25 protein-coding genes are annotated in these 26,909 nt (G+C 62.3%); 9 read left to right on the top strand and 16 right to left on the bottom strand.

The window, feature by feature from the left end; genetic code table 11:
* Positions 1-516: 516 nt before the first annotated feature.
* The 4 genes from groL to WMW70_RS03710 all read right to left on the bottom strand — a co-directional run bounded on the left by groL (position 517) and on the right by WMW70_RS03710 (position 3,995).
* Positions 517-2,160: a chaperonin GroEL gene (groL, locus tag WMW70_RS03725; protein ID WP_341436145.1), complete on the bottom strand. Its 1,644-nt coding sequence runs from the start codon at positions 2,158-2,160 to the stop codon at positions 517-519.
* 59 nt (positions 2,161-2,219) lie between these two features.
* Complete coding sequence (locus WMW70_RS03720) at positions 2,220-2,513, bottom strand: co-chaperone GroES (protein ID WP_325509595.1); 294 nt, start codon at positions 2,511-2,513, stop codon at positions 2,220-2,222.
* Positions 2,514-2,751: 238 nt separating this feature from the next.
* Positions 2,752-3,201: an FxsA family protein gene (locus WMW70_RS03715; RefSeq protein ID WP_341436144.1), complete on the bottom strand. Its 450-nt coding sequence runs from the start codon at positions 3,199-3,201 to the stop codon at positions 2,752-2,754.
* A gap of 62 nt (positions 3,202-3,263) precedes the next feature.
* A complete protein-coding gene (locus WMW70_RS03710; protein ID WP_341436143.1) occupies positions 3,264-3,995 on the bottom strand; it encodes a HugZ family pyridoxamine 5'-phosphate oxidase in 732 nt (243 codons plus the stop codon).
* Positions 3,996-4,084: 89 nt separating this feature from the next.
* Here WMW70_RS03710 and WMW70_RS03705 point away from each other — a divergent pair, with 89 nt between their 5' ends.
* A complete protein-coding gene (locus tag WMW70_RS03705) occupies positions 4,085-4,843 on the top strand; it encodes an SDR family oxidoreductase (protein WP_341436142.1) in 759 nt (252 codons plus the stop codon).
* A gap of 214 nt (positions 4,844-5,057) precedes the next feature.
* Here WMW70_RS03705 and WMW70_RS03700 read toward each other — a convergent pair whose 3' ends face one another.
* Both WMW70_RS03700 and WMW70_RS03695 read right to left on the bottom strand, forming a co-directional pair.
* The gene (locus tag WMW70_RS03700; RefSeq protein ID WP_341436141.1) at positions 5,058-6,062 is read right to left on the bottom strand and encodes a DUF481 domain-containing protein; all 1,005 of its coding nucleotides are present in this window, start codon (positions 6,060-6,062) and stop codon (positions 5,058-5,060) included.
* A 109-nt stretch (positions 6,063-6,171) separates the two neighbouring features.
* Complete coding sequence (locus WMW70_RS03695; RefSeq protein WP_341436140.1) at positions 6,172-7,170, bottom strand: DUF481 domain-containing protein; 999 nt, start codon at positions 7,168-7,170, stop codon at positions 6,172-6,174.
* Between WMW70_RS03695 and WMW70_RS03690 the strand changes: the two genes are divergently transcribed.
* The 3 genes from WMW70_RS03690 to WMW70_RS03680 all read left to right on the top strand — a co-directional run bounded on the left by WMW70_RS03690 (position 7,169) and on the right by WMW70_RS03680 (position 9,925).
* Entirely contained in the window at positions 7,169-7,561 is a 393-nt protein-coding gene (locus WMW70_RS03690) for an MGMT family protein (protein WP_341436139.1), read from the top strand. The genes WMW70_RS03695 and WMW70_RS03690 overlap by 2 nt on opposite strands.
* Positions 7,562-7,604: 43 nt before the next feature.
* Positions 7,605-9,164 (top strand): AmpG family muropeptide MFS transporter, encoded by a 1,560-nt coding sequence (locus tag WMW70_RS03685; RefSeq protein WP_341436138.1) that lies wholly within the window; start codon positions 7,605-7,607, stop codon positions 9,162-9,164.
* 65 nt (positions 9,165-9,229) lie between these two features.
* Complete coding sequence (locus WMW70_RS03680; protein WP_341436137.1) at positions 9,230-9,925, top strand: lipopolysaccharide kinase InaA family protein; 696 nt, start codon at positions 9,230-9,232, stop codon at positions 9,923-9,925.
* Between the two features lie 41 nt (positions 9,926-9,966).
* Here the strand turns inward: WMW70_RS03680 and WMW70_RS03675 are convergent, their stop codons facing one another.
* Together WMW70_RS03675 and WMW70_RS03670 are read right to left on the bottom strand one after the other, a co-directional pair.
* Entirely contained in the window at positions 9,967-10,794 is an 828-nt protein-coding gene (locus tag WMW70_RS03675; protein ID WP_341436136.1) for a mechanosensitive ion channel family protein, read from the bottom strand.
* 114 nt (positions 10,795-10,908) lie between these two features.
* Positions 10,909-11,388, bottom strand: a complete 480-nt coding sequence (locus WMW70_RS03670; RefSeq protein ID WP_341436135.1) for a YajQ family cyclic di-GMP-binding protein — start codon at positions 11,386-11,388, stop codon at positions 10,909-10,911.
* 150 nt (positions 11,389-11,538) lie between these two features.
* Between WMW70_RS03670 and WMW70_RS03665 the strand changes: the two genes are divergently transcribed.
* From WMW70_RS03665 to WMW70_RS03650, 4 genes are read left to right on the top strand one after another with little or no spacing between them, the layout of a single operon-like run.
* Positions 11,539-12,504, top strand: a complete 966-nt coding sequence (locus WMW70_RS03665; RefSeq protein WP_341436134.1) for a GGDEF domain-containing response regulator — start codon at positions 11,539-11,541, stop codon at positions 12,502-12,504.
* A gap of 8 nt (positions 12,505-12,512) precedes the next feature.
* Complete coding sequence (locus WMW70_RS03660) at positions 12,513-13,424, top strand: putative 2-dehydropantoate 2-reductase (protein WP_341436133.1); 912 nt, start codon at positions 12,513-12,515, stop codon at positions 13,422-13,424.
* 48 nt (positions 13,425-13,472) lie between these two features.
* On the top strand, positions 13,473-15,491 hold the full coding sequence (locus WMW70_RS03655; protein ID WP_341436132.1) for a sensor histidine kinase: 2,019 nt from the start codon (positions 13,473-13,475) through the stop codon (positions 15,489-15,491).
* Between the two features lie 2 nt (positions 15,492-15,493).
* Positions 15,494-16,075 carry a cob(I)yrinic acid a,c-diamide adenosyltransferase gene (locus tag WMW70_RS03650; RefSeq protein WP_341436131.1) on the top strand — a complete coding sequence of 194 codons (582 nt, stop codon included), beginning with the start codon at positions 15,494-15,496 and terminating at the stop codon, positions 16,073-16,075.
* Between the two features lie 59 nt (positions 16,076-16,134).
* Here WMW70_RS03650 and WMW70_RS03645 read toward each other — a convergent pair whose 3' ends face one another.
* From WMW70_RS03645 to WMW70_RS03615, 7 genes are all read right to left on the bottom strand, one after another.
* Positions 16,135-17,028, bottom strand: a complete 894-nt coding sequence (locus WMW70_RS03645; RefSeq protein WP_341436130.1) for an RluA family pseudouridine synthase — start codon at positions 17,026-17,028, stop codon at positions 16,135-16,137.
* Between the two features lie 55 nt (positions 17,029-17,083).
* Positions 17,084-18,145: an HPP family protein gene (locus WMW70_RS03640; protein ID WP_341436129.1), complete on the bottom strand. Its 1,062-nt coding sequence runs from the start codon at positions 18,143-18,145 to the stop codon at positions 17,084-17,086.
* A 124-nt stretch (positions 18,146-18,269) separates the two neighbouring features.
* A complete protein-coding gene (locus WMW70_RS03635) occupies positions 18,270-19,211 on the bottom strand; it encodes a Nudix family hydrolase (protein WP_341436128.1) in 942 nt (313 codons plus the stop codon).
* The gene (locus WMW70_RS03630; RefSeq protein WP_341436127.1) at positions 19,208-19,840 is read right to left on the bottom strand and encodes a glutathione S-transferase family protein; all 633 of its coding nucleotides are present in this window, start codon (positions 19,838-19,840) and stop codon (positions 19,208-19,210) included. Before WMW70_RS03630 ends, WMW70_RS03635 begins: the two co-directional genes overlap by 4 nt.
* Before the next feature lie 139 nt (positions 19,841-19,979).
* Positions 19,980-21,197 (bottom strand): bifunctional glutamate N-acetyltransferase/amino-acid acetyltransferase ArgJ, encoded by a 1,218-nt coding sequence (gene argJ / locus WMW70_RS03625; protein ID WP_341436126.1) that lies wholly within the window; start codon positions 21,195-21,197, stop codon positions 19,980-19,982.
* A 181-nt stretch (positions 21,198-21,378) separates the two neighbouring features.
* Positions 21,379-24,111, bottom strand: coding sequence for a preprotein translocase subunit SecA (gene secA, locus WMW70_RS03620; RefSeq protein ID WP_341436125.1), 2,733 nt, complete (start codon positions 24,109-24,111; stop codon positions 21,379-21,381).
* A 118-nt stretch (positions 24,112-24,229) separates the two neighbouring features.
* Positions 24,230-25,156 carry a M23 family metallopeptidase gene (locus WMW70_RS03615; RefSeq protein ID WP_341436124.1) on the bottom strand — a complete coding sequence of 309 codons (927 nt, stop codon included), beginning with the start codon at positions 25,154-25,156 and terminating at the stop codon, positions 24,230-24,232.
* A gap of 81 nt (positions 25,157-25,237) precedes the next feature.
* Between WMW70_RS03615 and WMW70_RS03610 the strand changes: the two genes are divergently transcribed.
* Complete coding sequence (locus WMW70_RS03610; RefSeq protein WP_341436123.1) at positions 25,238-25,693, top strand: DUF721 domain-containing protein; 456 nt, start codon at positions 25,238-25,240, stop codon at positions 25,691-25,693.
* A gap of 222 nt (positions 25,694-25,915) precedes the next feature.
* Here the strand turns inward: WMW70_RS03610 and lpxC are convergent, their stop codons facing one another.
* On the bottom strand, positions 25,916-26,827 hold the full coding sequence (lpxC, locus tag WMW70_RS03605; protein WP_341436122.1) for a UDP-3-O-acyl-N-acetylglucosamine deacetylase: 912 nt from the start codon (positions 26,825-26,827) through the stop codon (positions 25,916-25,918).
* Positions 26,828-26,909 lie beyond the last annotated feature (82 nt).

Below are 26,909 nucleotides of genomic sequence, written 5' to 3'. Positions count from 1 at the left end.
GGCGATAAACGGTCGTTACTGCCGGGACTCCGACAAATGCAGCCCGGATCATCCTGATCGGCAAGCAAACACCCTAACTAGATTTCGAGCACGCCCCGGACAAATGGTTCAATCCTCAGGCGGATTAACCCGACGGGCCCACAACTCGTGCACGAGTAACAGTACGGAGTCACTTAATTGCCCATCCGTATCAGCGCCGAGCGTGATGGAACCACCGGTTTTAAATGGCGTGCCACGCGCAAAAACCGCGACAGCAACATCCCTGGGTACGGGGATAACCGCATACCAGAGCACATCCAGGTGAAATCAACACAGGATGGGGTCACGCTGTTGGCCAGCATCCCCCCGAATTGACAGGCTCCAGTCCGCTAAGCCCGAAAGATATGAAGCAATTGGCGTACCGCTTTTCCGCGAGGACTGTTTATAGCCGAGAAAAATGAAAACCCCGTGACAGGCACGGGGTTTTCTTTACAGCGTGCAGGCCATCTGGCGATGGCCTGTGGGAGCCGGGCTGGCTTACATCATGCCGCCCATGCCACCCATGCCGCCCATGTCCGGCATACCGCCAGCGGCCGGCTTGTCTTCAACCACTTCGGCGATCATCGCTTCGGTGGTGATCATCAGGCTGCCGATCGAAGCTGCAGCTTGCAGCGCCGAACGGGTGACCTTGGCCGGATCGAGAATACCCATCTCGATCATGTCGCCGTAGGTGTCGGTAGCGGCGTTGAAGCCGTAGTTGCCCGAACCCTGCTTGACCTTGTCGACCACTACGCTCGGCTCGCCGCCGGCGTTGGCCACGATCTGACGCAGCGGTGCTTCGACCGCACGACGCAGCAGCGCGATACCCACGTCCTGATCGGCGTTGTCGCCTTTCAGCTCGCTGATGGACTGCAGAGCACGTACCAGGGCCACACCACCGCCAGGTACCACGCCTTCTTCAACGGCTGCGCGGGTCGCGTGCAGGGCGTCGTCAACACGGGCTTTCTTCTCTTTCATTTCAACTTCGGTACCGGCACCGACTTTGATCACCGCAACACCGCCAGCCAGTTTGGCCAGACGCTCTTGCAGTTTTTCTTTGTCGTAGTCGGACGAGGTGTCTTCAACCTGCTTACGGATCTGCGCAACGCGCGATTCGATATCAGTCTGCTGACCAGCACCGTCGATGATAGTGGTGTTTTCTTTGCTCAGGATCACGCGCTTGGCGTTACCCAGGTGCTCCAGGGTGGCGCTTTCCAGGCTCAGGCCGATCTCTTCGGAGATAACGGTACCGCCAGTCAGCACGGCGATGTCCTGCAGCATGGCCTTGCGACGATCGCCGAAGCCCGGTGCCTTGACGGCAGCGACTTTAACGATGCCACGCATGTTGTTCACAACCAGAGTCGCCAGGGCTTCGCCTTCAACGTCTTCAGCCACGATCAGCAGCGGACGGCCGGACTTGGCCACAGCTTCGAGAACTGGCAGCAGTTCGCGAATGTTGGAGATCTTCTTGTCGACCAGCAGGATCAGCGGGCCGTCGAGCTCGGCCACCATGGTGTCCGGCTTGTTGATGAAGTACGGGGACAGGTAGCCACGGTCGAACTGCATGCCTTCAACAACCGACAGTTCGTTTTCCAGGCCCGAGCCTTCTTCAACGGTGATCACGCCTTCTTTACCGACTTTTTCCATGGCTTCGGCAATGATTTCACCGATGGAGCTGTCGGAGTTGGCGGAGATCGAACCTACCTGAGCGATGGCTTTAGTGTCAGCGCAAGGCTTGGACAGCTTCTTCAGCTCAGCAACGATGGCGATGGTCGCCTTGTCGATGCCGCGCTTGAGGTCCATCGGGTTCATGCCGGCAGCCACGGCCTTCAGGCCTTCGCTGACGATGGCCTGAGCCAGTACGGTGGCGGTGGTGGTGCCGTCGCCCGCTTCGTCGTTGGCCTTGGAAGCCACGTCCTTGACCAGCTGTGCGCCCATGTTCTCGAAGCGGTCTTTCAGCTCGATTTCTTTGGCAACGGAAACGCCGTCCTTGGTAATGGTCGGTGCGCCGTAGCTCTTCTCGATAACTACGTTACGGCCTTTCGGGCCGAGGGTCGCTTTTACCGCGTCAGCCAGGACGTTGACGCCAACGAGCATTTTCTTGCGGGCGGAATCGCCGAATTTAACTTCTTTAGCAGCCATGATGGTTATTCCTTGATTCGTTCAAATAGAGCGGAATTCGTAGCGACGGGGCGCTGAAATCAACCTTCAACTACAGCGAGAATTTCGTTCTCGCTCATTACCAGCAGGTCTTCGCCGTCAACTTTGACAGTGTTGCTGCCGGAGTAAGGGCCAAACACCACTTTGTCGCCGACTTTAACGGCCAGGGCACGTACTTCACCGTTGTCCAGCACGCGGCCGGTACCGACAGCGAGGATTTCACCGCTGTTGGCTTTCTCGGCAGCGGAACCTGGCAGCACGATGCCGCCTGCGGTTTTCTTTTCTTCTTCGCTGCGACGGATTACGACGCGGTCATGCAGAGGACGAAGCTTCATTGTCGATCTCTCCCAATAGATGGTTTACAGCGGCCGGTGCTTTCACCGGCGGGTTAGCAAAATCCGGCGGAGCCGGTAGCGCCGTGCCAGGCACAACGCTGAAGTCTGATCTGCCGATACGACAGAAAACCTTGCGGTGACCGCTACATAAGGGCGATACGAGTGATTTCAAGGGCAGCCGCTGATTTTTTTTGCCGCGCAGCGGCCCGCCAACAGGCTCGAACGCGCCTAGGGACGACTAGTCGCGCCGCTCATACTCGCCTTCCAGCACCCGGGCCCGGGCGTGGCCGGAGTGGGCGGCCTGGTCGTCGAAAAAGGCGCGCTGACGCATGGCCTGCTCGGCGGCACGCAGGCGCAGCTTGTTGACCAGCAGACGGCGGGTGAAGGGAATCAGGCAGAACACGCCGAAGATGTCGCTGATAAAGCCCGGCAGCAGCAACAGACCGCCGCCGACGGCAATCAGCAGGCCTTCGAGCATTTCCTGCTCGGGCAACTCGCCGCGGGCCAGTCGCTCGCGGGCGCGCCAGGCGGTGGCAACACCGGCTACACGCAGCAAAATGCTGCCAAGAATGGCGGTACCGATCACCAGCAGCAGAGTTGGCAGCACGCCGATGGCGCTACCGACCTGAATCAACAGCGCCAGCTCGATAACGGGAAACAGCAGAAACAAAAACAAAAAAGCACGCATCAAAGGTTCCTTAGCGGAAAAAGACTTCCAGTAAGAGGGAAGTATGGGGTGTTGCGCTGAATTCAAGCTGAAGCCTGACCGCCGGTCGGCCAGACTTCGGCGCGAGCCAGCGCCACCAGGGCCTGACGCACTTCCAGCGGCGTCTGACAGACCGTCGCAAACCCCAGCCAGTGCAGGCCCTGACCGATGCGCAGATGAAAGCCCTCGCTGTCGATGCCGACCAGCTCGGCCGGGGTATGCCGGGGCAGCCCCGCCAGCTCGACATAATGAGCGATGGCGGCGGCATGGTCGCGGTTCATGTGCGTGAGCATATCGACTTCGCTATCACCGGCAAAGGGATTGGCCAGCGCCACCTGGTCTAGCCAGTGAATCGCGCCAAAACCGCCGATATAGCGCCAACGAACCGGTTCCAGATGCCAGAAGTCGAAGTCATGCACGCGATGATGATTCTGCGAATCCGGGAAATAGCGGTAATAGCGCGCCGCAGCGGCGTCGATCTGCGCCTCGTCATGCAATTGTCGCGCATGTGCGAGCACAGTAAGACGGCCGACCGCCTGCACGTCCTCGGCTCCGCGCTCGCCCACCAGCAGCGAGCATTTGCCGTCCTGCTTGAGGTTGTGGGTGTGCTGGGCGATGCGGCTGATGAGGATCAGCGGCCAGCCCTGGGCATCCAGGCAATAGGGCACCACTGATCCGAAAGGGAATCCCGGCATGGCCTTGGAATGGGTGCTGAGCACGCCACGGTATTCCTTGAGCAGCAATTCTCGGGCATGCTTGCCGGCTTTCACGCTCACAATCTGACTCCTTGCAAAGAATCCGTCATTAACGGACAGGCTACTACCAGGCCAGCGAGGTTACACGACACCACTTGAGGGGATAAGCGATGCAACTCAAAGATAAAGTCATCATCATCACCGGCGGCTGCCAGGGTCTTGGCCGCGCCATGGCCGAATACCTGGCGAGCAAAGGCACCAAGCTGGCCCTGGTCGACCTGAACCAGGAAAAACTCGATGAAGCCGTGGCCGCCTGCAAGGCCCTGGGCGTGGAAGCGCGCTCCTACCTGTGCAACGTCGCCAACGAAGAGCAGGTCACCCAGACCGTGGCACAGATCGCCGAAGACTTCGGCGCAATCAATGGCCTGGTCAACAACGCCGGGATCCTGCGTGATGGCCTGACCATCAAGGTCAAGGACGGCGAAATCACCAAGCTGAGCCTGGCCCAGTGGCAGTCGGTAATCGACGTCAACCTGACCGGCGTGTTCCTCTGCACCCGCGAAGTGGCAGCGAAGATGATCGAGCTGAAGAGCGAAGGCGCGATCATCAACATCTCCTCCATCTCCCGCGCCGGCAATATCGGCCAGGCCAACTACTCCGCGGCCAAGGCCGGGGTGGCGGCTGATACCGTGGTCTGGGCCAAGGAACTGGCGCGCTACGGCATCCGTGTCGCCGGCGTTGCACCGGGCTTTATCGAAACTGAAATGGTTGCCAGCATGAAGCCCGAAGCGCTGGAGCGCATGACCTCGGTCATCCCGCTGCGCCGCATGGGCAAGCCTGCCGAGATCGCCCACTCGGTGGCCTATATCCTGGAAAACGACTATTACACCGGTCGGATCCTGGAGCTCGACGGCGGCCTGCGTCTCTGATCGGCTAGATCGACACGCGGCAAACAAAAAGCCCCGCAATGCGGGGCTTTTTTTGCTTCTAATTTTTCAAGATCTAGCGAGCTAGAGACCTGAAAGGCGCTACGTTAGTAACAGCCTCCGGCTGGTCAAAGCGGCGAGGAAGCGGACTGGGCTCGCACCCGAGCCTGTCTTTAACGCAGCAGGGCCGACGCGCAGCAGATCGACGGCCAAATACTTACCAGCCGACGCCAAAGCCCAAGCTATAACGGGTTTCATCCAGCTCGCCTTCTGCACCGCTGACCAGATCCTTCTCGGCCTTCATATTCAGCGAGGCCCAGTCGGTCAGCTTGTAACGCAGCCCCAAGGCTGCATCCAGGGTGTAGTCCGCTACGTTGTCCAATGGCTTACCCACCTCGCCATCGCTGAACAGCTCGACACTCTTGCCGACCAGGTAACGGTTGTAATCCCACTTCAGGCTCGCGGCGTAGAAGTTGTCGCTTTCGCCATTGCTGTATTCGTAGTCGGTGCGGTTGAGCAGACTGACTACGGAGAAGGCACCCAGCTCGTTATCCCAGAACTGGTAACCCGGACCGGTACCCACGGTACGCTGACGCTCAAGCTCCTCGACCATGTCGCGCTTGTACTCGAAGCGCCCCTGCCAGAACCACTTCTCAGTCAGGAAGCGGTCAAGTGCGTATTCGGCACCCCAGTTGTCGGTGGTGACCACGTCATCCTGAAACTCGCGGTTGTAATCGGCTTGTGCATTGTGCCGCCACAGACCGTGACGCGCCTGGGTCTTGAGGTCGATATCGTAGTCGTCGGTATCGCGCTCGGCGCGCTTGTAATCCAGGGAAGCGTCGAGGTTGCCCTTGATGACCAGGTCTTCAACCAGCGGCTTGGGCTTGAGGATCTGCTTGATGCTCGCCAGCTCGATGGTCTTGGGCTCGCCGCCATTGGCCAACACCACCCTGCCAGGCTCGGCGGGGTGCAGGGACTTGGTGCGCTCGCCGGCCACGGCATTTTCCTTGATCAACAGCTCCTGATCACTTTCCAGGGTGGCGATCTTGCTCCAGTCCAGGGCGATGGCACCGCCGTATTCGGTTTGCAGCAACAGCTTGCCACCGTCGTAGAACTTGATCTTGCCGGTTAGGCGGTCGCCGTTCTTCAGCCAGACGGTATCCGCCAGGGCGGAAGTGGCAGCCACAGAAAGGGCCAGGCATAGCAGGGTCTTGGAAAACATAGGGGGTAATTTGCAATATCTAGGGTGAACGGAGGCCGGCATTATCCTCAAGCGCGGCGGCAGAACAAGTACTGACCGACAGGATCACGCCGAGTTCATCCTAATGTTCTTACCAGCCGACACCGACGCCGAGCAGGTAATGCCGCTTACTGCTGGTACGCCCCAGACCGCGCACCTGATCGAGTTCGTAAAGCAGGGATAGCCGCGCCCAGCTATTGAGGCGATAACGCAGGCCCACTTCGCTGTCGAGCACATAGTCGATCTGCTCGATGGCGGGGACCTGCAGCTCGGCATTGCTGAAGAACTCCAGCCGCGTGCCCCACAGCAGGCGCTTGTAATCCCACTCAAGGGAATAGGTCGAAAAGCTCAGCTCGCCCTCGCTGGTCTGCAGCTGCATGCGGTTGAACTGGCCGATCATGTCGAAACGCCCCAGTTCGTTATCCCAGAAGCGGTAGCCCGGCCCGGTGCCGAGCGAGCGCTGCCGGGTCACGAAGGAGAACTCGTCCTCGTTCTGCTCGGCACCGGTCCGCCAGAACCAGTTATCCGTGATAAAGCGGTCGAGGTCGTACTCCAGCTGCCAGTTGTCTGCGGTTTTCACCTCATTCTTGACCTTGCGTTCCAGCTCGCCCCGCAGCCCATGCCGCCAGCGGCCATGCTCCATGCGCGTATTGCCCTTGAGCTTCCACTCGTCGGTTATATTGTCGTCGCGCTTCATATCCAGCTTGGCGTCCAGATTGCCCTCCCATACCCGGTCCTGCAGCACCAGGCGCGGCGGGATCAGGCGCTTGATACTGGCCAGCGCCACGGTCTGGCTGGTCGCATTGACCACCCGCACCATGCCCTTGCCGGCTGCCTCCAGTTGCTGACTGTGCTCGTTGTCGAAGCCATTGCGGCGGATCAGCAGGGGTTTTTCCGAACTCAGGGTGTCGATATTCTTCCAGTCGATCAGCACCTGGCCGGCGTAACGGGTCTTCAAGGCCAGCTTGCCGCCGTCCAGCAACAGAATCTCGCCGCTCAGGCGGTCACCATTGTTCAGCCAGACCGTATCGGCCCAAAGGGGCATGGCCCAGCCGAGAAGAACCGAGAGCAGCAGGATGCGTAGCGACATGGCGAAAGTACCGAGCAGATCAGCGAAAAATACGCCGCAGCATGACGCGCCGAAGCCGTTGCCAGCAAGCCAGGCCGAACGCCGCGAAGCGCTCTATCTGGTGCTGGCGCAGGTGCCCGCTGGCCGTGTGGTGAGCTACGGCCAGCTGGCCGAGCTGGCCGGCCTGGGCCGCGCGGCGCGCTGGGTGGGGCGCACCCTGAGCCAGTTGCCGGAAGGTACGACGCTGCCCTGGCATCGGGTCGTAGCCGCAGGTGGCCGGCTCAGCCTGGCGGCAGGCACCCCCTCGGGTAACGAGCAGCGGGGCCGGCTCAAGGCCGAAGGCATATTTAGCCATAACGATAGAGTGGATATCCGACAGTACGGCTGGCGCCCAATGGAGAACAGCGGTTAGAGTGCGCCCTTTATTAGGTCAACCTCAGGCTGATACCCGCTCAATGCCCCGTAAAAGCTGGCGCGATGCCATTGCCGCCTACTCCAGCCCCTCGACATTGGTGCTGCTCCTTCTAGGGTTCGCCGCCGGCCTGCCTTATATGCTGGTGTTCTCCACCCTATCTGTGTGGTTGCGCGAAGCCGGCGTGGCCCGCGACACCATTGGTTTTGCCAGCCTGATCGGCCTTGCTTACGCCTTCAAATGGGTCTGGTCGCCGCTGCTCGACCAGTGGCGCTTGCCGCTGCTGGGCAAGCTGGGTCGGCGCCGCTCCTGGCTGGTGCTGTCGCAGATCCTGATCGCCATCGGCCTGGCCGGCATGGCCCTGTGCGACCCGCAAACCCACCTAACCTGGCTGATCTCACTGGCCGTGCTGGTGGCGTTCGCCTCGGCCACCCAGGACATCGCCGTCGATGCCTATCGCCTGGAAATCGTCGACGACACCCGTCAGGCTGCCCTGGCCGCCAGCTATATGGCCGGTTATCGGGTCGCCGCCCTGCTGGCTACTGCCGGCGCGCTGTATTTCGCCGAAGGCTTTGGCTCCACCGCCCTGCTCTATCAGCACGGGGCCTGGGCCGGCACCTACCTGCTGTTTGCCCTGATGATGCTGCCCGGCCTGCTCACCAGCCTGTGGATGCGCGAGCCGGATGTGCCGCTGCGCACCCAGTTGGCTGCCGCCCGTTATGGCTTCAGCCATCAGATCGCCTCGGTACTGGTGCTGATCGTCCTGCTGATCTCGGTGCCGGCGATGTTCACCCAGCTCTACCACACCGATTTCGTCAGCGTGATCAACGGCGAAGCGAGCCTGCTCGACCTGCTGCTGGAAGACCGCGCCTTCCTCCGAGCCCTGCTCTACACCATTCTCACCAGCCTGTGTCTGTCCAGCATGGGCCGCCGCGGCCTCGCACCGGTGCTGACCCCGGTCAACGACTTTATCCTGCGCTACCGCTGGCAGGCTTTCCTGCTGCTGGGGCTGATCGCCACCTACCGGATGTCGGACACGGTGATGGGGGTCATGGCCAACGTCTTCTATATCGACCAGGGCTTTACCAAGGACCAGATCGCCAGCGTCAGCAAGCTGTTCGGCCTGGTGATGACCCTGCTCGGCGCGGGCATCGGCGGCCTGCTGATCGTGCGCTTCGGCATACTGCCGATCCTGTTTATCGGCGGTGCCTCCTCGGCGGCGACCAACCTGCTGTTTATGCTGCTGGTCAGCATGGGCGCGGACCTGCAGATGCTGATCCTCACCATTTCTGCCGATAACTTCAGCGCCGGCCTGGCCACTGCGGCGTTCGTCGCCTACCTGTCGAGCCTGACCAACCTGAAGTTCTCCGCCACCCAGTACGCGCTGCTCAGCTCGATCATGTTGCTGCTGCCGCGTATGATCGGTGGCTATTCGGGGGTCATGGTGGAAAAGTTCGGCTATGAGCAGTTCTTTATCGTCACCGCCCTGCTGGGCGTGCCGACCCTGATCCTGATTGTCCTGCAATGGCGTCGCGAACGCCCTCAGGCCAACGGCGATGCGCCGTCTACGACCGCGGAACAGATAACAACCAACAATAATTGAAGCGCAGCGCCTCATATCGGCCACGGGCATGCCGAAGCTGACGCTTCTACAGAGCGGAGCGGAACATGACAGCAGACGCAGTCTCAATGCCTGCCCCAGGCAGCCTCGAAACCTGGTGGCAGCTACAGGGCGAATGGGTGGAAGAGCCCAATATCCGGCGCGGCGGCCAGAGCGGCGTGCAACGCATCCTTCAGGCCGACCGCCTGCTCTACGCCAAACGCCAGACCGGACATACCTACCGCAGCCTGCTGCACCCCTTCGGTCGCCCTACGGTGCTGCGTGAGCGCGATGCCCTTCTCGGCGCACGCCAGGCCGGGGTATGCGTGCCCGAAATCGTCTACTGCGCCACCGAGCACAGCCGCCAGGGCTGGCGTGGCCTGCTGGTAACCGCAGCCCTGGAAGGCTACCAGCCGATCAGTGACTGGTACCTCACCCAGGGCCGCGAGCGCCATGGCGAACCTGCCCACCAGCACCTGCTGCAACTGATCGCGGAAAACCTCGCACGCCTGCACAAGGCGCGCTGGCAGCACGGCTGCCTGTATGCCAAGCACATCTTCGTCAAGATCAGCGACAGCGGGCAGGCCGAAGTCGCCCTGCTGGACCTGGAAAAGTCCCGCAAACGCCTGCTCCCGGACCAGGCGGCCCGCCACGACCTGCAGCAACTGCGCCGCCACTCGCCCTGGAACCAGGCGGACTGGGAATCTTTACTGAACCACTACCGGGCCAGCTTCGGCCGCGCAGTCAAAGGCCTCCCAGCCTAACGGCGGCACCACGAACTGGTCGCGGCACCGCCAGAGGCCGGTTAGCTGGGCTGCACCAGGTGCACCACGCGCTGCGGGAAGGGGATGCCGATACCGGCCTCGGTCAGGCGCTCCTTGGCCAGCTCGGTAAAGCCGAAGGTCACCGGCCAGAAATCCGGAGTCGCCACCCAGACCCGCAGCGACAGGTTGACCGCGCTGTCACCCAGCCCGGTGACGAACACCACAGGCTCGGGGTCGCGGAGCACCCGCGGGTCTTCGGCAATCTTCAGCAGCACTTCACGGGCCAGCCTGATATCGCTGGAGTAGTCGATTCCCAGGTTGATATCGGCACGGCGCGTGGACTCGCGGGAGTAGTTGGTGATATGGCCGTTGGACAGGCTGCCGTTGGGCACAATCACCACCTTGTTGTCCGCGGTTTTCAGGGTGGTGTGGAAGATCTGGATACTGTCGACACTGCCCGATACGCCCTGAGCCTCGATCCAGTCGCCAGCGCGAAAGGGACGGAACAACATGATCAGCACCCCGCCGGCGAAATTCCCCAGGCTGCCCTGTAACGCCAGGCCGATGGCCAGGCCGGCGGCACCGATCACGGCGATAAAGGAGGTGGTCTCCACACCGATCATCGACGCCACGCTGACCAACAGCAGCACCTTGAGGATGATCCCCGCCAGGCTGGCGATAAAGCTCTGCAGGGCGCGGTCGACATTGCGCCGCTGCATCAGCGTGCCGACCTTGCCGATCAGGCCATTGATCAGCCACCAGCCGATCAGCAAGGTGATGATTGCCAGGGTCAACTGCCCGGCGTACTGCATCATGACCGGCAACCAGGTCTCGGACATCTTCACCAGTTGTTCGACGTTCATTTCCATCTGCTACTCCTTTTCTGCACTGCTGAAAACAAACCGCCACGGCAAGCCGTGGCGGTTCTATTGCGACTACAGGCCGTGCGACGCCTGCAACGCCATGAGGTTCAACTCCGCGCCCTAGTCACGGAAGTTGTTGTACTGCAGCGGCATGCCGAAATCCTTGGCGCGCAGGGCGGCAATCGCCTCCTGCAGATCATCGCGCTTCTTGCCGGTGATGCGCACCTGCTCGCCCTGGATCGCGGCCTGGACCTTGAGCTTGCTGTCCTTGATATGAGCCACGATCTTCTTTGCCAGCTCCTTTTCGATGCCTTCACGCAGAATCACTTCCTGCTTGACGCTCTTGCCCGAAGGGTAGGCATCCTTGAACTCCAGGCATTGCACATCGATCTTGCGCTTTACCAGGCTGAGCTTGAGAATCTCGACCATCTGCTCCAACTGGAAATCCGCATCGGCTGTCAGGTTGACAGTCAGCTCTTTCAGTTCAAAGCTTCCTTTACCGCGCAGGTCGTAACGGCGCTCCAGTTCCTTGATGGCATTGTCGACCGCGTTGGTAACTTCATGTTTGTCCAGCTCGGACACCACGTCGAATGAGGGCATGGATTCTCTCCTGATAAACAGCGCATTCCGCATCACAGAAGGAATGCGCCTTGCTTGACGGTTAAAAAACCGCGCCATTATATAGCGGTAGCGACAAACACTGCCCGGCGATGTACCGGGTCTATGCGATTCTCCCCAGCGAGCCTGCCAATGCCCAACCCCCATCTCAGCATTCTGGTCGTGGACGATGCCAAGTTTTCCAGCGCAGTGATTGGTCGCGCCCTGACCCAGGCGGGCTATCAGGACCTGCGTTTCGCCAGCAGCGCCGCCGAAGCCATTCGGCTTCTGGAGCAGCGCCCCGCCAGCGTGTTGCTGGCCGACTGGCTGATGCCGGAGATGAATGGCCTGGAACTGACCGAACAGGTGCGCCAGTTCGATGAAATGACCCACCACTACACCTACATCATCCTGCTTACCGGAAAGGAGGGAGAAAACGTCCTGGGTGAAGCCTTCGACAGTGGCGTGGATGACTTTATCAACAAGGCAGCCATGAGCGAGCAGCTGGTGCCACGGGTGTATGCCGCCGACCGCCTGTGCAACACCCTGCAACGCCTGCTCCAGGAAAACCGCCTGCTCACGGACAATATCGCCAGCCTGGAGCAGCGCAACCTGGTCGACCCGCTGACCGGCCTGGGCAATAACCGCTACCTGCAGCAGAGGATGCTCGACAGCCTGCGCCAGGTGGAATCGCGCGGCGGTGCCCTGTGTTATCTGATGATCGGCCTGCAGGATGTCCACGACCTGCACCAGCAATACGGCGAGCGCTTCTATAACGAACTGCTCAGCGGCGTCGCCCGGCGCCTGCAGCAGCTGGTGCGACCCCTGGACATCCTGGTGCGCCTGGACGAAATGCATTTCGGCCTGATCGCCATGCTCGAAGACCTTCACGAGTGCTCGCCCAGCAGCTTCAAGCGCCTGCACGAAGGCATCAACCTCAAGGCCTTCAAGACCAGCGAAGGCTTTATCAGCCTCAAGGCCGGCATCAGCCTGATCGGCCTCGACAGCAAAGGCCTGCCCTGCACGCCCCAGGCCCTGCAGGAGCATGCCGCCAAGCTGCTGCCGGACTCTTACAGCAGTGGCCTGGTTACCGCCCTGCGCCTGCCCCTGCCGCGCTAGACGCCAGGATGAGCTGGCATATTCTCGGCGCAGGCAGCCTGGGCAGCCTGTGGGCCGCGCGGCTGGCCCGAGCGGGCGTGCCGGTGCAACTGATCCTGCGCGACCCACAGCGCCTGCAGGCCTACCACCAGGCGGGCGGCCTGACCCTGGTCGAACAGGATCAGGCGCGACTCTATCCGGTAGCCGCGCAAACGCCCGACAACACGCAACCCATTCAACGCCTGCTGCTGGCCTGCAAGGCCTATGATGCCGAAGCGGCTGCGGCCCAATTGGCACCGCGCCTGGTGCCCGGGGCCGAGCTGATCCTGCTGCAGAACGGCCTGGGCAGCCAGGATCGGGTGGCCCTGCAGGTGCCCCAGGCGCGCTGCATTCTGGCCTCGAGCACCGAAGGGGCCTTTCGTGAGCGCGACTTTCGCGTGGTCTTCGCCGGCCACGGCCATACCTGGCTCGGCGACCCACGCGAGCCAACGCCCCCGGCCTGGCTCAACGAGCTCGAACAGAGCGGCATCGTGCATGACTGGAGCCTGGATATTCTCGGCCGCCTGTGGCGCAAGCTGGCGTTGAACTGCGCGATCAACCCGTTGACCGTGCTGCATGACTGCCGCAACGGCGGCTTGCGTGAACACCCGGCCGAAATCGCCAGCCTGTGCGCCGAACTCGGCGAGCTGTTGCAGCGTTGCGGACAGGCTGCGGCCGCCCAAGACCTGCACGAAGAAGTCCTGCGGGTGATCCAGGGCACCGCCGCCAACTACTCCTCCATGCATCAGGATGTCAGCCAGGGCCGGCGCACCGAGATCGCCTACCTGCTCGGCTACGCCTGCGCAGCCGCGCAGCGTCACGCGCTTACCCTGCCCCATCTGCAGGCCCTGCACGAACGCCTGCGGGCTCACCTCAATGCACGTGGATTGCCCAGCCATTAAGCCACGCGTTAACCTGCCTGCACCTACACCACCGCGACCCACCCCGCCATGACCCTGCGTCAGCACCTCGAAAACCTTCCGGTCGGGCGCAAACTGCTCGCCGCCCTGCTGGCCTTGCTGGCCACCGTATTACTGGTGGCCAACCTGGCCTTTATCAGCGCGGCCTACTGGATATCCCAACAAAGCGTGGCCCCCCAGGCGCTGCACACCCTCGGCCGGCTGATTGCCAGCCCGGCCCTGAGCAATGAAGCCCTGGGCTCGGCGCAGGCGGCCGAAACCCTGCTCAAGCGCCTGGATGACTACGTACCACTGCGGGCGGCGGTGATCTACGACAGCAATGGCGTCAGCCTGGCGCAGCTGCAGCGCGGCGAAAAACTGCAACTGCCGCTGCGCGTGGAACAGGTCGAGTCCTGGCGCCACAGCGAATTTCGCATCAACCAGCTGGTCGAACTGCCACAGCCCGACGGAGCCCCGGGCTTCCTCCTGCTGGTCGCCTCCAGCGAGCTGCCGGGGGCCTTCTATACCGGCACGCTGACCGCCAGCCTGGTGATTCTGGCGCTCAGCGTGCTGCTCTGGCTGGTGGTCTCGCGCCAGGTCAAACGCCTGATCACGCGGCCGATCCGCCGCCTCGAGGAACTGTCACGCCAGGTCACCCGCGAGGAGAATTACGCCCTGCGCGCACGGCGCGGCAATGCCGACGAAATCGGCAGCCTGGCCGAGGCCTTCAATACCATGCTGTCGCGCATGGAGGCCCGCGAACAGCAGCTCAAGCGCGCCCGCGACGACACCCAGCAGGCCTTCGACCAGGCCCAGCTGCTGGCCGAGGAAACCCGTCACTCCAACCGCAAGCTGGAGCTGGAAGTGCAGGTGCGCAGCAAGATCGAGAAAAAGCTCACCGGGTTCCAGAAGTACCTCAACAGCATCATCGACTCCATGCCCTCGGCGCTGATCGCCCTCGACGAGCAGCTCTATGTCACCCAGTGGAACCAGGAGGCCAGCAGCCTCTCCGGCACGCGCCTGGACGAGGCGCTGAACCAGCCGATCTTTCTCGCCTTCCCGCCGCTCAAGCCCTTTCTGCCCCAGCTCAAGCGCACAGTGGAACAACATCAGGTGGAAAAGGTCGAGCGAGTCGCCTGGGGTGCCCCCGACGCCCCGCGCTATTACGCCCTGACCTTCTACCCCCTGAGCGGCAGTGCCGGGCGCGGCGTGGTGATCCGGATCGACGACATTACCCAGCGCCTGAGCCTGGAAGAAATGATGGTGCAGTCGGAAAAGATGCTCTCGGTCGGCAGCCTGGCCGCCGGCATGGCGCATGAGATCAACAACCCCCTGGGGGCCATTCTGCATAACGTGCAGAACATCCGCCGGCGGCTGTCGCCGGAACTGGAAAAGAACCGCGAGCAAGCCGAGCAGGCTGGCATCTGCCTGGAAGCCATCGACCGCTACCTCAATGCTCGCGAGATTCCGCGCCTGCTCGACGGCATCCAGCAGGCCGGCAGCCGGGCGGCGAAAATCGTCAGCCACATGCTCAACTTCAGCCGCCTCAGCGACCGCCAACTGGCCCCCTGCCAGCTGCCCAGCCTGATCGACCAGGCCCTGGAAATCGCCAGCAACGACTTCGATCTAACCGAAAGCTTCGACTTCAAGAGCCTGACCATCGTGCGCGAGTATGACCCGGCCCTGGGCCCGGTACCCGGCACCGCCAACGAACTGGAACAGGTGCTGCTCAACCTGCTGAAAAACGCCGCCCAGGCCATCCACCAACGCCAGGACAGCAAGGTACCGGGCAAGATCATTCTGCGCGCCCGGCTCGCCGGCCCCTGGGCGGAAATCCAGGTGGAGGACAACGGTGTCGGCATGCCCGAGGCGGTGCGCAAGCGCATCTTCGAGCCCTTCTTTACCACCAAGGAAATCGGCCAGGGCACCGGCCTGGGGCTCTCCGTGTCCTATTTCATCATCACCAACAACCACAAGGGGCAGATGGAGGTGCAGTGCAAGCCCGGTCAGGGCACCTGCTTCACCCTGCGCCTGCCCTTGGCCGCCCCACCTGCCGATACGGAACAGTAACCATGGCTTATCGACTGTCGAAGATTTACACCCGCACCGGCGATGCCGGCGAAACCGGCCTGGCCGACGGCCGCCGGGTCACCAAGGATCATCCCCGAGTGGACGCCATGGGCGAGGTGGATACGCTGAACAGCCAACTCGGCCTGCTGCTGGCCGACCTCGCCGAACAGCAAGCCCAATGGCCGGGGCTCGGCGAAATCATCGAGGTGTTAGCACCCTGCCAGCACCGCCTGTTCGATCTCGGCGGGGAACTGGCGATGCCCGTTTACCAGGCGCTGCAGGCCGCGGAGATAGAGCGACTGGAGGCGGCTATCGACCGCTGGAACGAAGAAGTCGGCCCGCTGGAGAACTTTATTCTGCCCGGTGGTTCGCGCCTGATCGCCCAGGCCCACGTGTGCCGCAGCCTGGCCCGCAGCGCCGAGCGCCGCTGCCAGCACCTGAACGCCGTGGAGCCGCTACGCGGCGTCGGCCTGGCCTACGTCAACCGCCTGTCCGACCTGCTGTTCGTCGCCGCACGACTGATCGCCAAGCGTCAGGGGATCGATGAAGTGCTCTGGCAGGCGGCAGAGAAGCAAGCGGATTAACCCGCAGCCCGGATGTAATCCGGGAGTCCGCTTCCCCGGATTGCATCCAGGCTACAACCTCACAACAAACTAAGTTGGCTTTCGAAACTGCGCCGCACACCGGTCAGCGGGTCGATAAAGCTCAGGCCCTTGGCCAGCAATTTAAGCGGTTTGCTGTAGTCATCCGGTGCATCCGGGGTATCGGTGACCTCGGGGTAGAAGGGGTCATTGAGAATCGGCGCGCCCAAGGCGGCCAGGTGAACGCGCAGCTGATGCTTCTTGCCCGTCACCGGATACAGCCGATACAACCAGTGCTCACCCAGGCGCTGGGCGACCTCGATACGGGTCTCGCTATTGGCTTCACCGGCGACTTCCTGCATGCGGAAGAAGGGCTCGCCCCCCTCCAGCCGCGTCGCCCGCAGCAGCGGGAACTCCAACTGCGGCAAGGCTGGGGCCAGCGCTTCGTAGCACTTGTCCATCTGCCGCAGACGAAACAACGCCTGGTACTGACCACGACTCTGCCGATTGGTGGAAAACAGCACCAGGCCTGCGGTGTGCCGATCGATGCGGTGCAGCGGCACCAGGTCGGCATTGCCCAGGCGCTTGGCCAGGCGCGCCTGCAGGGTCTGCTCGACGTATTCGCCAGCGGGCATCACCGGCAGAAAATGCGGCTTGTCGGCCACCAGCAAATGCTCATCGACATGCAGCAGGGTTTCCTCGAAAGGAATCGGCGTCTCTGCCGGCACCTCACGAAAGTAATGCACCTTGAGCCCTTCGCGATAAGCCGCCTCCAGCCCCAGCGGCTGGCCTTGGGCGTCCAGCACCCGGCCACGGGCGATCCGCTCCTGCCACACCGCCGGCGCAATCGCCGGAAAATGCGCGCACAGACACTCGAACACCGTCGCCCAGTTGCCACGGGGCAGATGCAGGGTGCTGGGGCGCATATTCGAGGGGGAACGGGCATCGACAGACATGGGCAGACTCAACAACCGGGCAACGGGAAGCACACAGGATAACCCAGACCCACGCCTAGCCAGCGCGCGCCGCAGGCGCAGTACCCAGCAGCGACATGCGAAACAGCGCCGCCAAAAGATCGGACTGGGTGACGACCCCCAACAGCTGACGGCCTTCATCCAGCACCGGCAGACGATGCACATCGCTGTCCGTAAGCATCTGCAGCAGGTAGGTCACCGGCCAGTCGGCGCGGCAGGTCGGAGCCTGCCGGCGCATGCACTGGCTGACGGTCTGCGTAGCAGCGTCGACCAGCAGCAGATCATGCAGACTGAGCATGCCCTGCAACTCGCCCTGTGCGTTGACCACCGGCATGGCGCTAAGCCGATGCTGATGCAGGCGAATGCGTGCCTCGGCAAGGCTGACATGCTCGGTCAGGGTCTGCACATCGCGGGACATGATGTCGCCACAGCGCACCTCACCAAAGCGGCGCTGATAAACCCGCGCCTCGGTTTGCAGAAGAATCTCTTCCAGGTCTTCGCGGGAAATATCGAGCAACTCGCCGCGGGCCTTGAGCACGGCATCCAGATCCGCCGGAGTGAAGCCCAGGCGGTCACGGGGGATCGGATCACGGGTCTTGTGCACGTTGCCATGTTCAAGCGGGCGGTGCGGGTACTGCCGGCGCAAGGCGTTGTTGAACAGCAGCGCAATCAGCAGCAGGCCAATGGTGTTCAGCCCCACCGGATAGAGGGCGAAGTGATAACCCAGCTGTGCCACTTCCGGGCCGGCCAGTACCGCGGTCAGGGCCACCGCGCCACCCGGCGGATGCAGACAGCGCAGGGCAAACATCCCGGCAATCGCCAGGCCGCCAGCCAGCGCCGCCACCAGCGCGTCGTGGCCGAGCCAGGTGGCGCAACTGACGCCGACAATTGCGGAGACCAGGTTGCCACCGAGAATCGACCAGGGTTGCGCCAGTGGGCTGGCCGGCACGGCAAACAGCAGCAGCGCGGACGCGCCCATGGGCGCGATCAGCCAGGGGCTGGCACTGCCCAGCACCTCGCGGCATAGCCAGCCACTGAACAGCAGCGCCAGCGTCGCACCCACACAGCTGAGCACACGCTCGCTCAGGCTGACCGTCATGGGGGCCGGCCAGAAGCCTTTCAACCACGTCTTGATGCTTTGCACCCTTAACCGCTCACCTGTCGCGCACCATTTGAGGGCGCGACTATAACGCCCTTTGCCCGCCGGCCGCCAACAACCGCCGCTACTGCGGCCAGAACCCGCGAATACCCGCCACGCCCTGGGCCCCGACCTGCCAGGCCCGCTCAACATCCACAGGCGAGACGCCGCCCAGCAGGTAGGCCGGCTGATTAAAGCCCTGCAGCAACTCGGCAGCCTGCGCCCAACCCAGCGGCTGGGTATCGGGGTGGCTCTGGGTAGCCTGCACAGGCGAAAGGGTGACGAAATCCACGCCCATCTGCGCAGCCAGCGTCAGCTCCTGCGCCGAGTGGCAGGACGCCGCCAGCCAGCGCTGTGGCACCACCGGCCGGCCGCCCGAACTCAACTCGCGCAACTGCTGCGCCGTCAGGTGCCAGCCGGCGTCAGGAAAGTCGCCCAGCCACTCCAGCGGGCCCTTGAGCATCAGCTGCGCCTTGCCCGCGCAAAGACCGAGGGCATCGGCGGCAATATCGCGGTACTGCGCAGCCGGCATCGCCGGCGCGCGCAGCTGCAGCAGAGCAATACCGTTCTTCAGGGCCGCCTGGATGCCCGCCAGCAGCTCAGTGCCGCTCACACCGTCCGGAGTGATCAGGTAACGCCCGGGCAAACGAGCCGCCGCGACAATCGCTCGATTGGCCGCGGGAAATTCATAGTCGCCTAACTGCCGTGGGCTAACCCAGGCCAGAGGCTGGCCTTCGGCACCGTGGGGCTCACCGGTAAAGGCCGAGACCTCCCAGACATCCAGCAGCACCTGTTTGTCCGGGTAATCGTGCCGCACCTGAATCAGCGGGCGCGCGGCCGCGGGGCGAATACCCAGTTCTTCCTCCAGCTCGCGGGCCAGGGCTGCCTGTACCGTCTCGCCAGACTCGACCTTGCCGCCGGGGAACTCCCAAAGACCGCCCTGATGCTTATCCTCGGGACGCTTGGCGAGCAGGATCTGCCCGTCTGCACCACGAATCACCGCGGCGGCCACATGAATACGTTTCACCCCAGCTGTTCCTCCTGAGCCGCCTGGTACCAGCGTTGAAAGGCCGGCCAGCGATAGATCGTCTCCACATAGGCCGCCGCCACCTCGGGCAACGCCACCCGGTAGCTGCGCAGCCGCGCTGCAACAGGGGCAAAGAAGGCATCCGCCAGGCTGGCGTGACCGAACAGGAAGGGGCCAACCTCGCCGAACGCGCCACGGCACTCGGCCCAGAGCGCACAGATGCGACGGATATCGGCCTCGACCTCGGCCGGTACCGCGTCCAGCGCCTGATCGCGCTTGAGGTCCATGGGCATATGCGTGCGCAGGGCGACAAAACCGCTGTGCATCTCGGCGCAGGCACTGCGCGCCACTGCCCGGGCATATTCGCCACGGGGCCACAGATGGGCCTCGGGAAAGCGCTCGGCGAGGTATTCGGCAATCGCCAGGCTGTCCCATACCGGCCCGTCTTCGGTCTTCAGCAACGGCACCTTGCCGGTTGGCGAATGTTCGAGGATACGCGCCCGGCTATCGGGGCGATCGAGCGGGACCAGCACTTCGCCATAGCTGGCCTCGGCCAGTTCCATGGCCAGGGCGGCGCGCAGCGACCAGGACGAATAGGTTTTGTTGCCGATAACCAGAACCAGGGACATGGGGCACTCCGTGCGTGATGCGCTTGCTCAAGGGGTCAACGGACATTAAGACGCCGCGCCGCCCAATAGCAAATTCCCGTTGTTTATGGGGCCATAAGCAACGGGAATAGGAGGCGTCAAACAGTCGAGGTACGGAGGATCAGGTGCGGTACTCGGCGTTGATCTTGACGTACTCGTGGGACAGGTCGGTGGTCCAGATGGTCTCGCTGCAGCCACCGCGACCCAGCTCGATGCGGATGGTGATTTCTTCCTTGGCCATCACCGCCGCGCCCTGCTCCTCGGTGTAGCTGGCCGCGCGGCAGCCCTTGCTGGCAATGCACACCTCGCCTAGGAACACGTCGATCAGGCTGACATCCAGCTGCGCCACACCGGCGCGGCCCACGGCCGCGAGGATGCGCCCCCAGTTCGGGTCGGAGGCAAACAGCGCGGTTTTGATCAGCGGCGAATGGGCCACGGCGTAACCCACATCCAGGCATTCCTGATGGGTTGCACCGCCGTTGACCTGCACGGTGACGAACTTGGTCGCGCCTTCACCGTCGCGCACGATGGCCTGAGCCACTTCCATGCACACGCTGAACACCGCTTCCTTGAGCTTGGCGAACAGGTCGCCGCTGGCCTGGGTGATCTCCGCCAAGGCGGCCTGGCCGGTGGCGATCAGCATGCAGCAGTCGTTGGTCGAGGTGTCGCCGTCAATGGTGATGCGGTTGAACGACTTGTTCGCCGCATCGCGCAGCAGGTCCTGCAGCACGGCCTGGGCGACCTTGGCGTCGGTGGCGATATAGCCGAGCATGGTGGCCATGTTCGGCTTGATCATGCCGGCACCCTTGCTGATGCCGGTCACGGTCACAGTCACGCCGTCATGCACGAACTGACGGCTCGCGCCCTTGGGCAGGGTGTCGGTGGTCATGATGCCGGTGGCGGCTTCGGCCCAGTTGTTCTCGGAAAGATTATCCAGAGCGGCCTGCAGAGCCCCCTCGATCTTCTCCACCGGCAGCGGCTCGCCGATCACCCCGGTGGAGAACGGCAGCACCGCAGCCTCATCGACACCGGTCAGCCTGGCCAGTGCGGCGCAAGTACGGGCGGCATTCTGCAGGCCCGGCTCGCCGGTCCCTGCGTTGGCATTGCCGGTGTTGGTCAGCAGGTAGCGCACCTGCCCCAGCACGCGCTTCTTGGCCAGGATTACCGGAGCCGCGCAGAAAGCGTTGAGGGTAAACACCCCAGCCACCGTGGACTCTTCGGCACAGCGCATCACCACCACATCCTTGCGCCCCGGTCGCTTGATTCCCGCCGAAGCGATGCCCAACTCGAAACCTGGAACCGGGTGCAGGGTAGACAGCGGGCCAAGACCAACAGCCATAGAGAACGCTCCTTGAGTGGTAAGAGAGATGCGATGGTAAAACGCCGCGAACGGTCAACCCGTTCGCGGCGTTCTTCTAGACGACTCAAGCATAGCCAAGTTCGGCCTGGGCTCAACTCGCCTTTTAGTCGTTAACGGCAGGGCCAAAAGCCGGCCCTGCCGTTATTGCATCACAGCCGGTCTAGTTGACCTGACCGTGGCAGTGCTTGTACTTCTTGCCCGAGCCGCAGGGGCACGGCTCATTGCGGCCAATCTTCTGCTCGGTGCGCACAGGGGCGGCGGCTACTGCCACATCGCCTTCCTCAGCGGCTTCCGGTTGTGCCAGGGCCGAGGCCTCGGCGTGCTGGAACTGCATGCGCTCGGCCAGGGCCTCGGCTTCGCGGCGCAGACGCGCCTCTTCCTCGGCCGGGTCTTCGCGGCGTACCTGCACATGGGAGAGCACACGGATGGTGTCGCGCTTGATCGACTCCAGCAGCTCCTGGAACAGGGTGAAGGACTCGCGCTTGTATTCCTGCTTGGGGTTCTTCTGCGCATAGCCGCGCAGGTGAATGCCGTGACGCAGGTGATCCATGGTCGACAGGTGGTCTTTCCACAGGTCGTCGAGTACGCGCAGCAGAATCTGCTTCTCGAAGGTGCGCAGGGCTTCGGCGCTGGCCTCGTTTTCCTTCTCGTTGTAAGCGTTGACCAGCTCTTCGAGAATGCGCGCACGCAGGGTCTCTTCGTAGAGCTTGTGGTCGTCGTCGAGCCACTGCTGGATCGGCAGGCGCAGGTTGAAGCTGGTGTACAGCGCTTCTTCCAGGCCGGCGATATCCCACTGTTCGGGAAGCGACTGCGGGGCAATGTATTCGTTGATGGTGTTGTCCACCACTTCACGACGGAAGTCGGCGATGGTCTCGCCGATATCGCTGGCGCTGAGCAGGTTGTTGCGCATGTGATAGATCACCTTGCGCTGCTCGTTGGCCACGTCGTCGAATTCCAGCAGCTGCTTACGCATGTCGAAGTTACGCCCTTCGACCTTGCGCTGAGCCTTCTCGATGGCGTTGCTGACCATGCGGTGCTCAATGGCTTCGCCGGGCTGCATGCCCAGGGCCTTCATAAAGTTCTTCACCCGGTCCGAGGCGAAGATGCGCATCAGGCTGTCTTCCAGCGACAGGTAGAAGCGGCTGGAACCCGGATCACCCTGACGGCCGGAACGACCGCGCAGCTGGTTGTCGATACGCCGCGACTCGTGACGCTCGGAGGCGATCACATGCAGGCCGCCGGCCTCGATCACCTGCTGATGACGCTTCTGCCAGTCGGCCTTGATCTGCGCGATCTGCTCGGGCGAAGGGTTTTCCAGCGCCGCCACTTCCACTTCCCAGTTACCGCCCAGGAGGATGTCGGTACCGCGACCGGCCATGTTGGTGGCGATGGTCAACGCGCCCGGGCGACCGGCCTGGGCAATGATCTCGGCTTCCTTCTCGTGGAACTTGGCGTTGAGCACCTTGTGCTCGATACCTTCTTTTTCCAACAGTTTGGAAACGTATTCGGAGCTTTCAATGGTCGCGGTGCCGACCAGGATAGGACGGCCCAGGGCCATGCATTCCTTGATGTCGGTGATGATGGCGGCGTACTTCTCTTCCTGGGTCAGGTACACCAGGTCGTTGAAATCCTTGCGCGCCATAACCCGGTTGGTCGGGATCACGATCACCGCCAGCCCGTAGATCTGATGGAACTCGAAGGCCTCGGTATCGGCGGTACCGGTCATGCCGGACAGCTTGTTGTAAAGGCGGAAGTAGTTCTGGAAGGTGGTCGAGGCCAGGGTCTGGCTCTCGGCCTGGATCGGCAGGCCTTCTTTGGCCTCGATCGCCTGATGCAGGCCTTCGGACAGACGACGGCCCGGCATGGTGCGGCCGGTGTGTTCGTCGATCAGCAACACCTGATTGTTCTGCACGATGTATTCAACGTTGCGGTTGAACAGCTTGTGCGCGCGCAGACCCGAGTAGACGTGGGTCAGCAGACCCAGGTTGTGCGCCGAATACAGGCTCTCGCCTTCGGCCAGCAGGCCGACTTCGGTCAGCATTTCCTCGACGAACTGGTGGCCGGCTTCGTTCAGCTCAACCTGGCGGGCTTTCTCGTCCAGCTTGTAGTGACCTTCCTGGGTCACCACACCTTCCTCTTCCTCAACATGCAGCTTGAGGCGCGGAATCAGCTTGTTGATCTCGGTGTAGAGACGCGAGCTGTCTTCGGTCTGGCCGGAGATGATCAGCGGGGTACGGGCTTCGTCGATCAGGATGGAGTCGACTTCGTCGATCACGGCGAAATTCAGCTCGCGCTGGAACTTGTCTTCCAGGCTGAAGGCCATGTTGTCGCGCAGGTAGTCGAAACCGAATTCGTTGTTGGTGCCGTAGGTGATATCGGCCGCATAGGCTTCGCGTTTCTCTTCCGGCGGCATAAAGGGCGTGACGATGCCCACGCTCATGCCGAGGAATTCATACAGCGGGCGCATCCAGTTGGCGTCACGGCGGGCCAGGTAGTCGTTGACCGTGACCACGTGCACACCCTTGCCTTCCAGGGCGTTGAGGTACACCGCCAGGGTCGCCACCAGGGTCTTGCCCTCACCGGTGCGCATCTCGGCGATCTTGCCTTCGTGCAGGGTCATGCCGCCGATCAACTGGACGTCGAAGTGGCGCATGCCCATCACCCGCTTGCCCGCCTCACGGGCAACGGCAAAGGCTTCTGGCAGTAACTGGTCGAGGGTTTCACCTTTGGCCAGACGGGCTTTGAATTCATCGGTCTTGGCACGCAGTTGCTCATCGGAGAGCGCGAGCATCTGCTCCTCGAAGGCATTGACGGCTTGTACCGTCTTGAGCATGCGCTTGACTTCACGCTCGTTCTTGCTTCCAAAGAGTTTCTTCAACAAAGGCGCAAACATATCGACAGGATCTTCCAGGCGTATGGATTGAGGGGCACTGGCAAAGCACCCCATGCAGCCTGCATGGCTGCGTGCGAAGGGGGCATTCTACCCGGAAACGCAGATGAGGAAAGCGACGTTATTCGACGTCGGCCACTCGCGCTATATAGCTGGCGGGATTGACCACGCGGCCATTCTGGCTAACTTCGAAATGCACATGGTAACCACTGGCGCGACCGGTGCGACCGACCGTGGCAATGGTCTGGCCGCGCTGCACCAGATCGCCGATCTGTACCAGGTTGCTCTGGTTATGGGCATAGAGGGTGACATAGCCATCGGCATGACTGATTTTGACGGTATTGCCGTACCCCGACTTGCGGCCGGAGAAGGTCACCACACCGGCGGCCACGGACACCACGTCGCTACCGGGCTTGGCGGCAAAATCGACGCCCTTGTGCAGGGCATTGCGACCGCTCAGGGGATGGACGCGCCGACCGAACGGCGAGGACATATAGCCCTGGCGCACCGGCATGCCGGAGAGGTATTCGGCCTCGCTCAGACGACGCTCGCCGATCAGCTGCTCGAGCACCTCGAGCAATTGTTCGCGACTATCCAGGCGCAGGCTCAGGCGGTCCAGCTCATCCATAAAGGGCGGCGGCGAATAGGCCGCATCACCCATGCTGTCTTCGGCACCGCCCTGCCCCACATTAAGAGAGAAGTCGAACTCGCTGGCATCCAGCTCCGCCAGCTCGGTAAGACGTTCGCCCAGGGCATCCAGGCGGGTCAGGCGAGCCTGAAGCTCGGCGACATGGGCGGCGAAGGCATCCAGTTGGCGCTGCGCATCGCGGCGTACCACGCTGACCTCGGCCCGCTGCTGATCCAGGGCCTGGCTGATCTGGGCTTCGCCCGCCGGATCGACGATGGTCGGTGCCCACCAGGCACCGACTGCGGCACCGCTGACGCCGGCCACGCCGACCAACAGCAGCACGGCCATCAGCAACCAGCGCATATCCAGGCTCAAGGTGCGTGCGGCACCCTGGTGCCGACTTAATAAAATGATCTGCAAGGCTTCCCCCTAGTGGTGGAGCCCAAGTCGGCAGCAGGGATTCTGCTACCATGGCGGCTCCACTCTCACAGGCGTCCTGCCATGACTTTTCGTCCTTTGCCGGCTAAGGCGACCGCCGCGCTTATGCGCGATGTGAAGCCTCTGAAGGCGCTGTTCAGTCAGGCGCAACGCCTCGACCATCTACAGCACCTGCTTGCAAGCCAGCTGCAACCCGCTGCCCGCGAACACTGTCATGTCGCGTCCTGGCGTGAGGGTTGCCTGCTACTGATAATCACCGATGGCCACTGGGCCACGCGCCTGCGCTATCAACAAAAACGCTTGTTGAAACAGCTGCAGGCACTCGAAGAGTTCGCGACCTTAACGAAGATACTGTTCAAGGTGCAACCTCCGACTGCCGAAAGGCGTGTACCCGGTCGCACTATTAGCCTGTCCAGCAGCGCTGCGGAAAATATCCAGGCCACCGCCGACGGCATCAGCGACCCCAAGCTGCGCGCCGCTCTGGAACGTCTGGCCAAGCACGGCAAACCCAGCGAATAAGCCATTTTCACCCGCTAAAAAGCAGGCAAGAAATGATCGGGACGCATTTTTAACGTCGCGCAGCGACGGCCCGAAGGGTGGCCCCCAGGGATGGCAGACCACAAGAACGCCCGGAGCGTTCTTGTGCGGAGCCCCGAAGGGGTGAAGCACATGGATGTGCTGAACATAAAAAAGAGGCCACCCTAGGGTGGCCTCGAAAAGCAAAGTAAAGAGGGTACTGGGTTACACGGCCGCAACCGGGCGCATGTACGAGATCGGTGCCGTGCTGGGGTCGTCAAAGGTGACCACTTCCCAGGCATCGGTTTGCTCAACCAGGGCACGCAGCAGGCGGTTGTTCAACGCATGCCCCGACTTGAAGCCCTTGAACTCGCCAATCAGGCTATTGCCCAGCAGGTAGAGATCGCCGATGGCATCGAGAATCTTGTGTTTGACGAACTCGTCCTCGTAACGCAGGCCGTCTTCGTTCAACACACGGAACTCGTCCACCACGATGGCGTTGTCCACGCTGCCACCGAGTGCCAGGTTCTGCGAACGGAGGAACTCGATGTCGCGCATAAAGCCGAAGGTACGCGCGCGGCTGACTTCTTTCACAAAGGAGGTGCTGGAGAAGTCAACGCTGGCCGACTGGGTGCGATTGCGGAACACCGGATGATCGAAATCGATCTCGAAGGTCACCTTGAAGCCCTCGAAGGGCACGAAGGTGGCGCGCTTGTCGCCCTCTTCGACCGTCACTTCGCGAAGGATACGGATGAACTTCTTGTGGGCGTCCTGCTCTTGCAGACCAGCGGATTGAATCAGGAATACAAAGGGCCCGGCGCTGCCATCCATGATCGGCACTTCGGATGCGGAGAGCTCGACGTAGGCGTTATCGATGCCCAGGCCTGCCATGGCCGAAAGCAGGTGCTCTACCGTATCCACCTTGACATCACCATTGACCAAAGTGGTCGACATGGTGGTTTCACCAACATTGCCTGCACGCGCGGGAATTTCCACGACAGGATCCAGGTCGGTACGACGGAACACGATACCGGTGTCCACAGGGGCCGGCTTCAGGGTCAGGTAAACCTTCTCCCCGGAATGCAGGCCAACGCCAGTGGCGCGGATGATGTTCTTCAGGGTGCGTTGTTTGATCATGGCTTGGCCGCTATAGCACTAGTTGCGAATTGTTTTCAACAATGGCCGGCGATAATAGCAGAACCGGCCTTTGCTGAACACC

It is taken from the genome of Pseudomonas sp. XK-1 (assembly GCF_038069885.1).
Lineage (GTDB): Bacteria > Pseudomonadota > Gammaproteobacteria > Pseudomonadales > Pseudomonadaceae > Aquipseudomonas.
The sequence above is the reverse complement of the archived record's forward strand: the minus strand, read 5'-3'. Positions and strand labels throughout refer to the sequence as shown.

Bases quoted from the DNA above. Each gene is read 5' to 3' on its own strand.
- secA (WP_341436125.1), bottom strand. From the start codon at position 24,111: ATGTTTGCGCCTTTGTTGAAGAAACTCTTTGGAAGCAAGAACGAGCGT.
- WMW70_RS03675 (WP_341436136.1), bottom strand. From the start codon at position 10,794: ATGGAAATGAACGTCGAACAACTGGTGAAGATGTCCGAGACCTGGTTG.
- WMW70_RS03685 (WP_341436138.1), top strand. From the start codon at position 7,605: ATGCCCCGTAAAAGCTGGCGCGATGCCATTGCCGCCTACTCCAGCCCC.
- WMW70_RS03715 (WP_341436144.1), bottom strand. From the start codon at position 3,201: ATGCGTGCTTTTTTGTTTTTGTTTCTGCTGTTTCCCGTTATCGAGCTG.
- lpxC (WP_341436122.1), bottom strand. From the start codon at position 26,827: ATGATCAAACAACGCACCCTGAAGAACATCATCCGCGCCACTGGCGTT.
- WMW70_RS03680 (WP_341436137.1), top strand. From the start codon at position 9,230: ATGACAGCAGACGCAGTCTCAATGCCTGCCCCAGGCAGCCTCGAAACC.
- WMW70_RS03645 (WP_341436130.1), bottom strand. From the start codon at position 17,028: ATGTCTGTCGATGCCCGTTCCCCCTCGAATATGCGCCCCAGCACCCTG.
- WMW70_RS03695 (WP_341436140.1), bottom strand. From the start codon at position 7,170: ATGTCGCTACGCATCCTGCTGCTCTCGGTTCTTCTCGGCTGGGCCATG.
- WMW70_RS03720 (WP_325509595.1), bottom strand. From the start codon at position 2,513: ATGAAGCTTCGTCCTCTGCATGACCGCGTCGTAATCCGTCGCAGCGAA.
- WMW70_RS03665 (WP_341436134.1), top strand. From the start codon at position 11,539: ATGCCCAACCCCCATCTCAGCATTCTGGTCGTGGACGATGCCAAGTTT.
- WMW70_RS03700 (WP_341436141.1), bottom strand. From the start codon at position 6,062: ATGTTTTCCAAGACCCTGCTATGCCTGGCCCTTTCTGTGGCTGCCACT.
- WMW70_RS03655 (WP_341436132.1), top strand. From the start codon at position 13,473: ATGACCCTGCGTCAGCACCTCGAAAACCTTCCGGTCGGGCGCAAACTG.
- WMW70_RS03650 (WP_341436131.1), top strand. From the start codon at position 15,494: ATGGCTTATCGACTGTCGAAGATTTACACCCGCACCGGCGATGCCGGC.
- WMW70_RS03630 (WP_341436127.1), bottom strand. From the start codon at position 19,840: ATGTCCCTGGTTCTGGTTATCGGCAACAAAACCTATTCGTCCTGGTCG.
- WMW70_RS03705 (WP_341436142.1), top strand. From the start codon at position 4,085: ATGCAACTCAAAGATAAAGTCATCATCATCACCGGCGGCTGCCAGGGT.
- WMW70_RS03690 (WP_341436139.1), top strand. From the start codon at position 7,169: ATGGCGAAAGTACCGAGCAGATCAGCGAAAAATACGCCGCAGCATGAC.
- groL (WP_341436145.1), bottom strand. From the start codon at position 2,160: ATGGCTGCTAAAGAAGTTAAATTCGGCGATTCCGCCCGCAAGAAAATG.
- WMW70_RS03610 (WP_341436123.1), top strand. From the start codon at position 25,238: ATGACTTTTCGTCCTTTGCCGGCTAAGGCGACCGCCGCGCTTATGCGC.
- WMW70_RS03640 (WP_341436129.1), bottom strand. From the start codon at position 18,145: ATGACGGTCAGCCTGAGCGAGCGTGTGCTCAGCTGTGTGGGTGCGACG.
- WMW70_RS03670 (WP_341436135.1), bottom strand. From the start codon at position 11,388: ATGCCCTCATTCGACGTGGTGTCCGAGCTGGACAAACATGAAGTTACC.
- argJ (WP_341436126.1), bottom strand. From the start codon at position 21,197: ATGGCTGTTGGTCTTGGCCCGCTGTCTACCCTGCACCCGGTTCCAGGT.
- WMW70_RS03660 (WP_341436133.1), top strand. From the start codon at position 12,513: ATGAGCTGGCATATTCTCGGCGCAGGCAGCCTGGGCAGCCTGTGGGCC.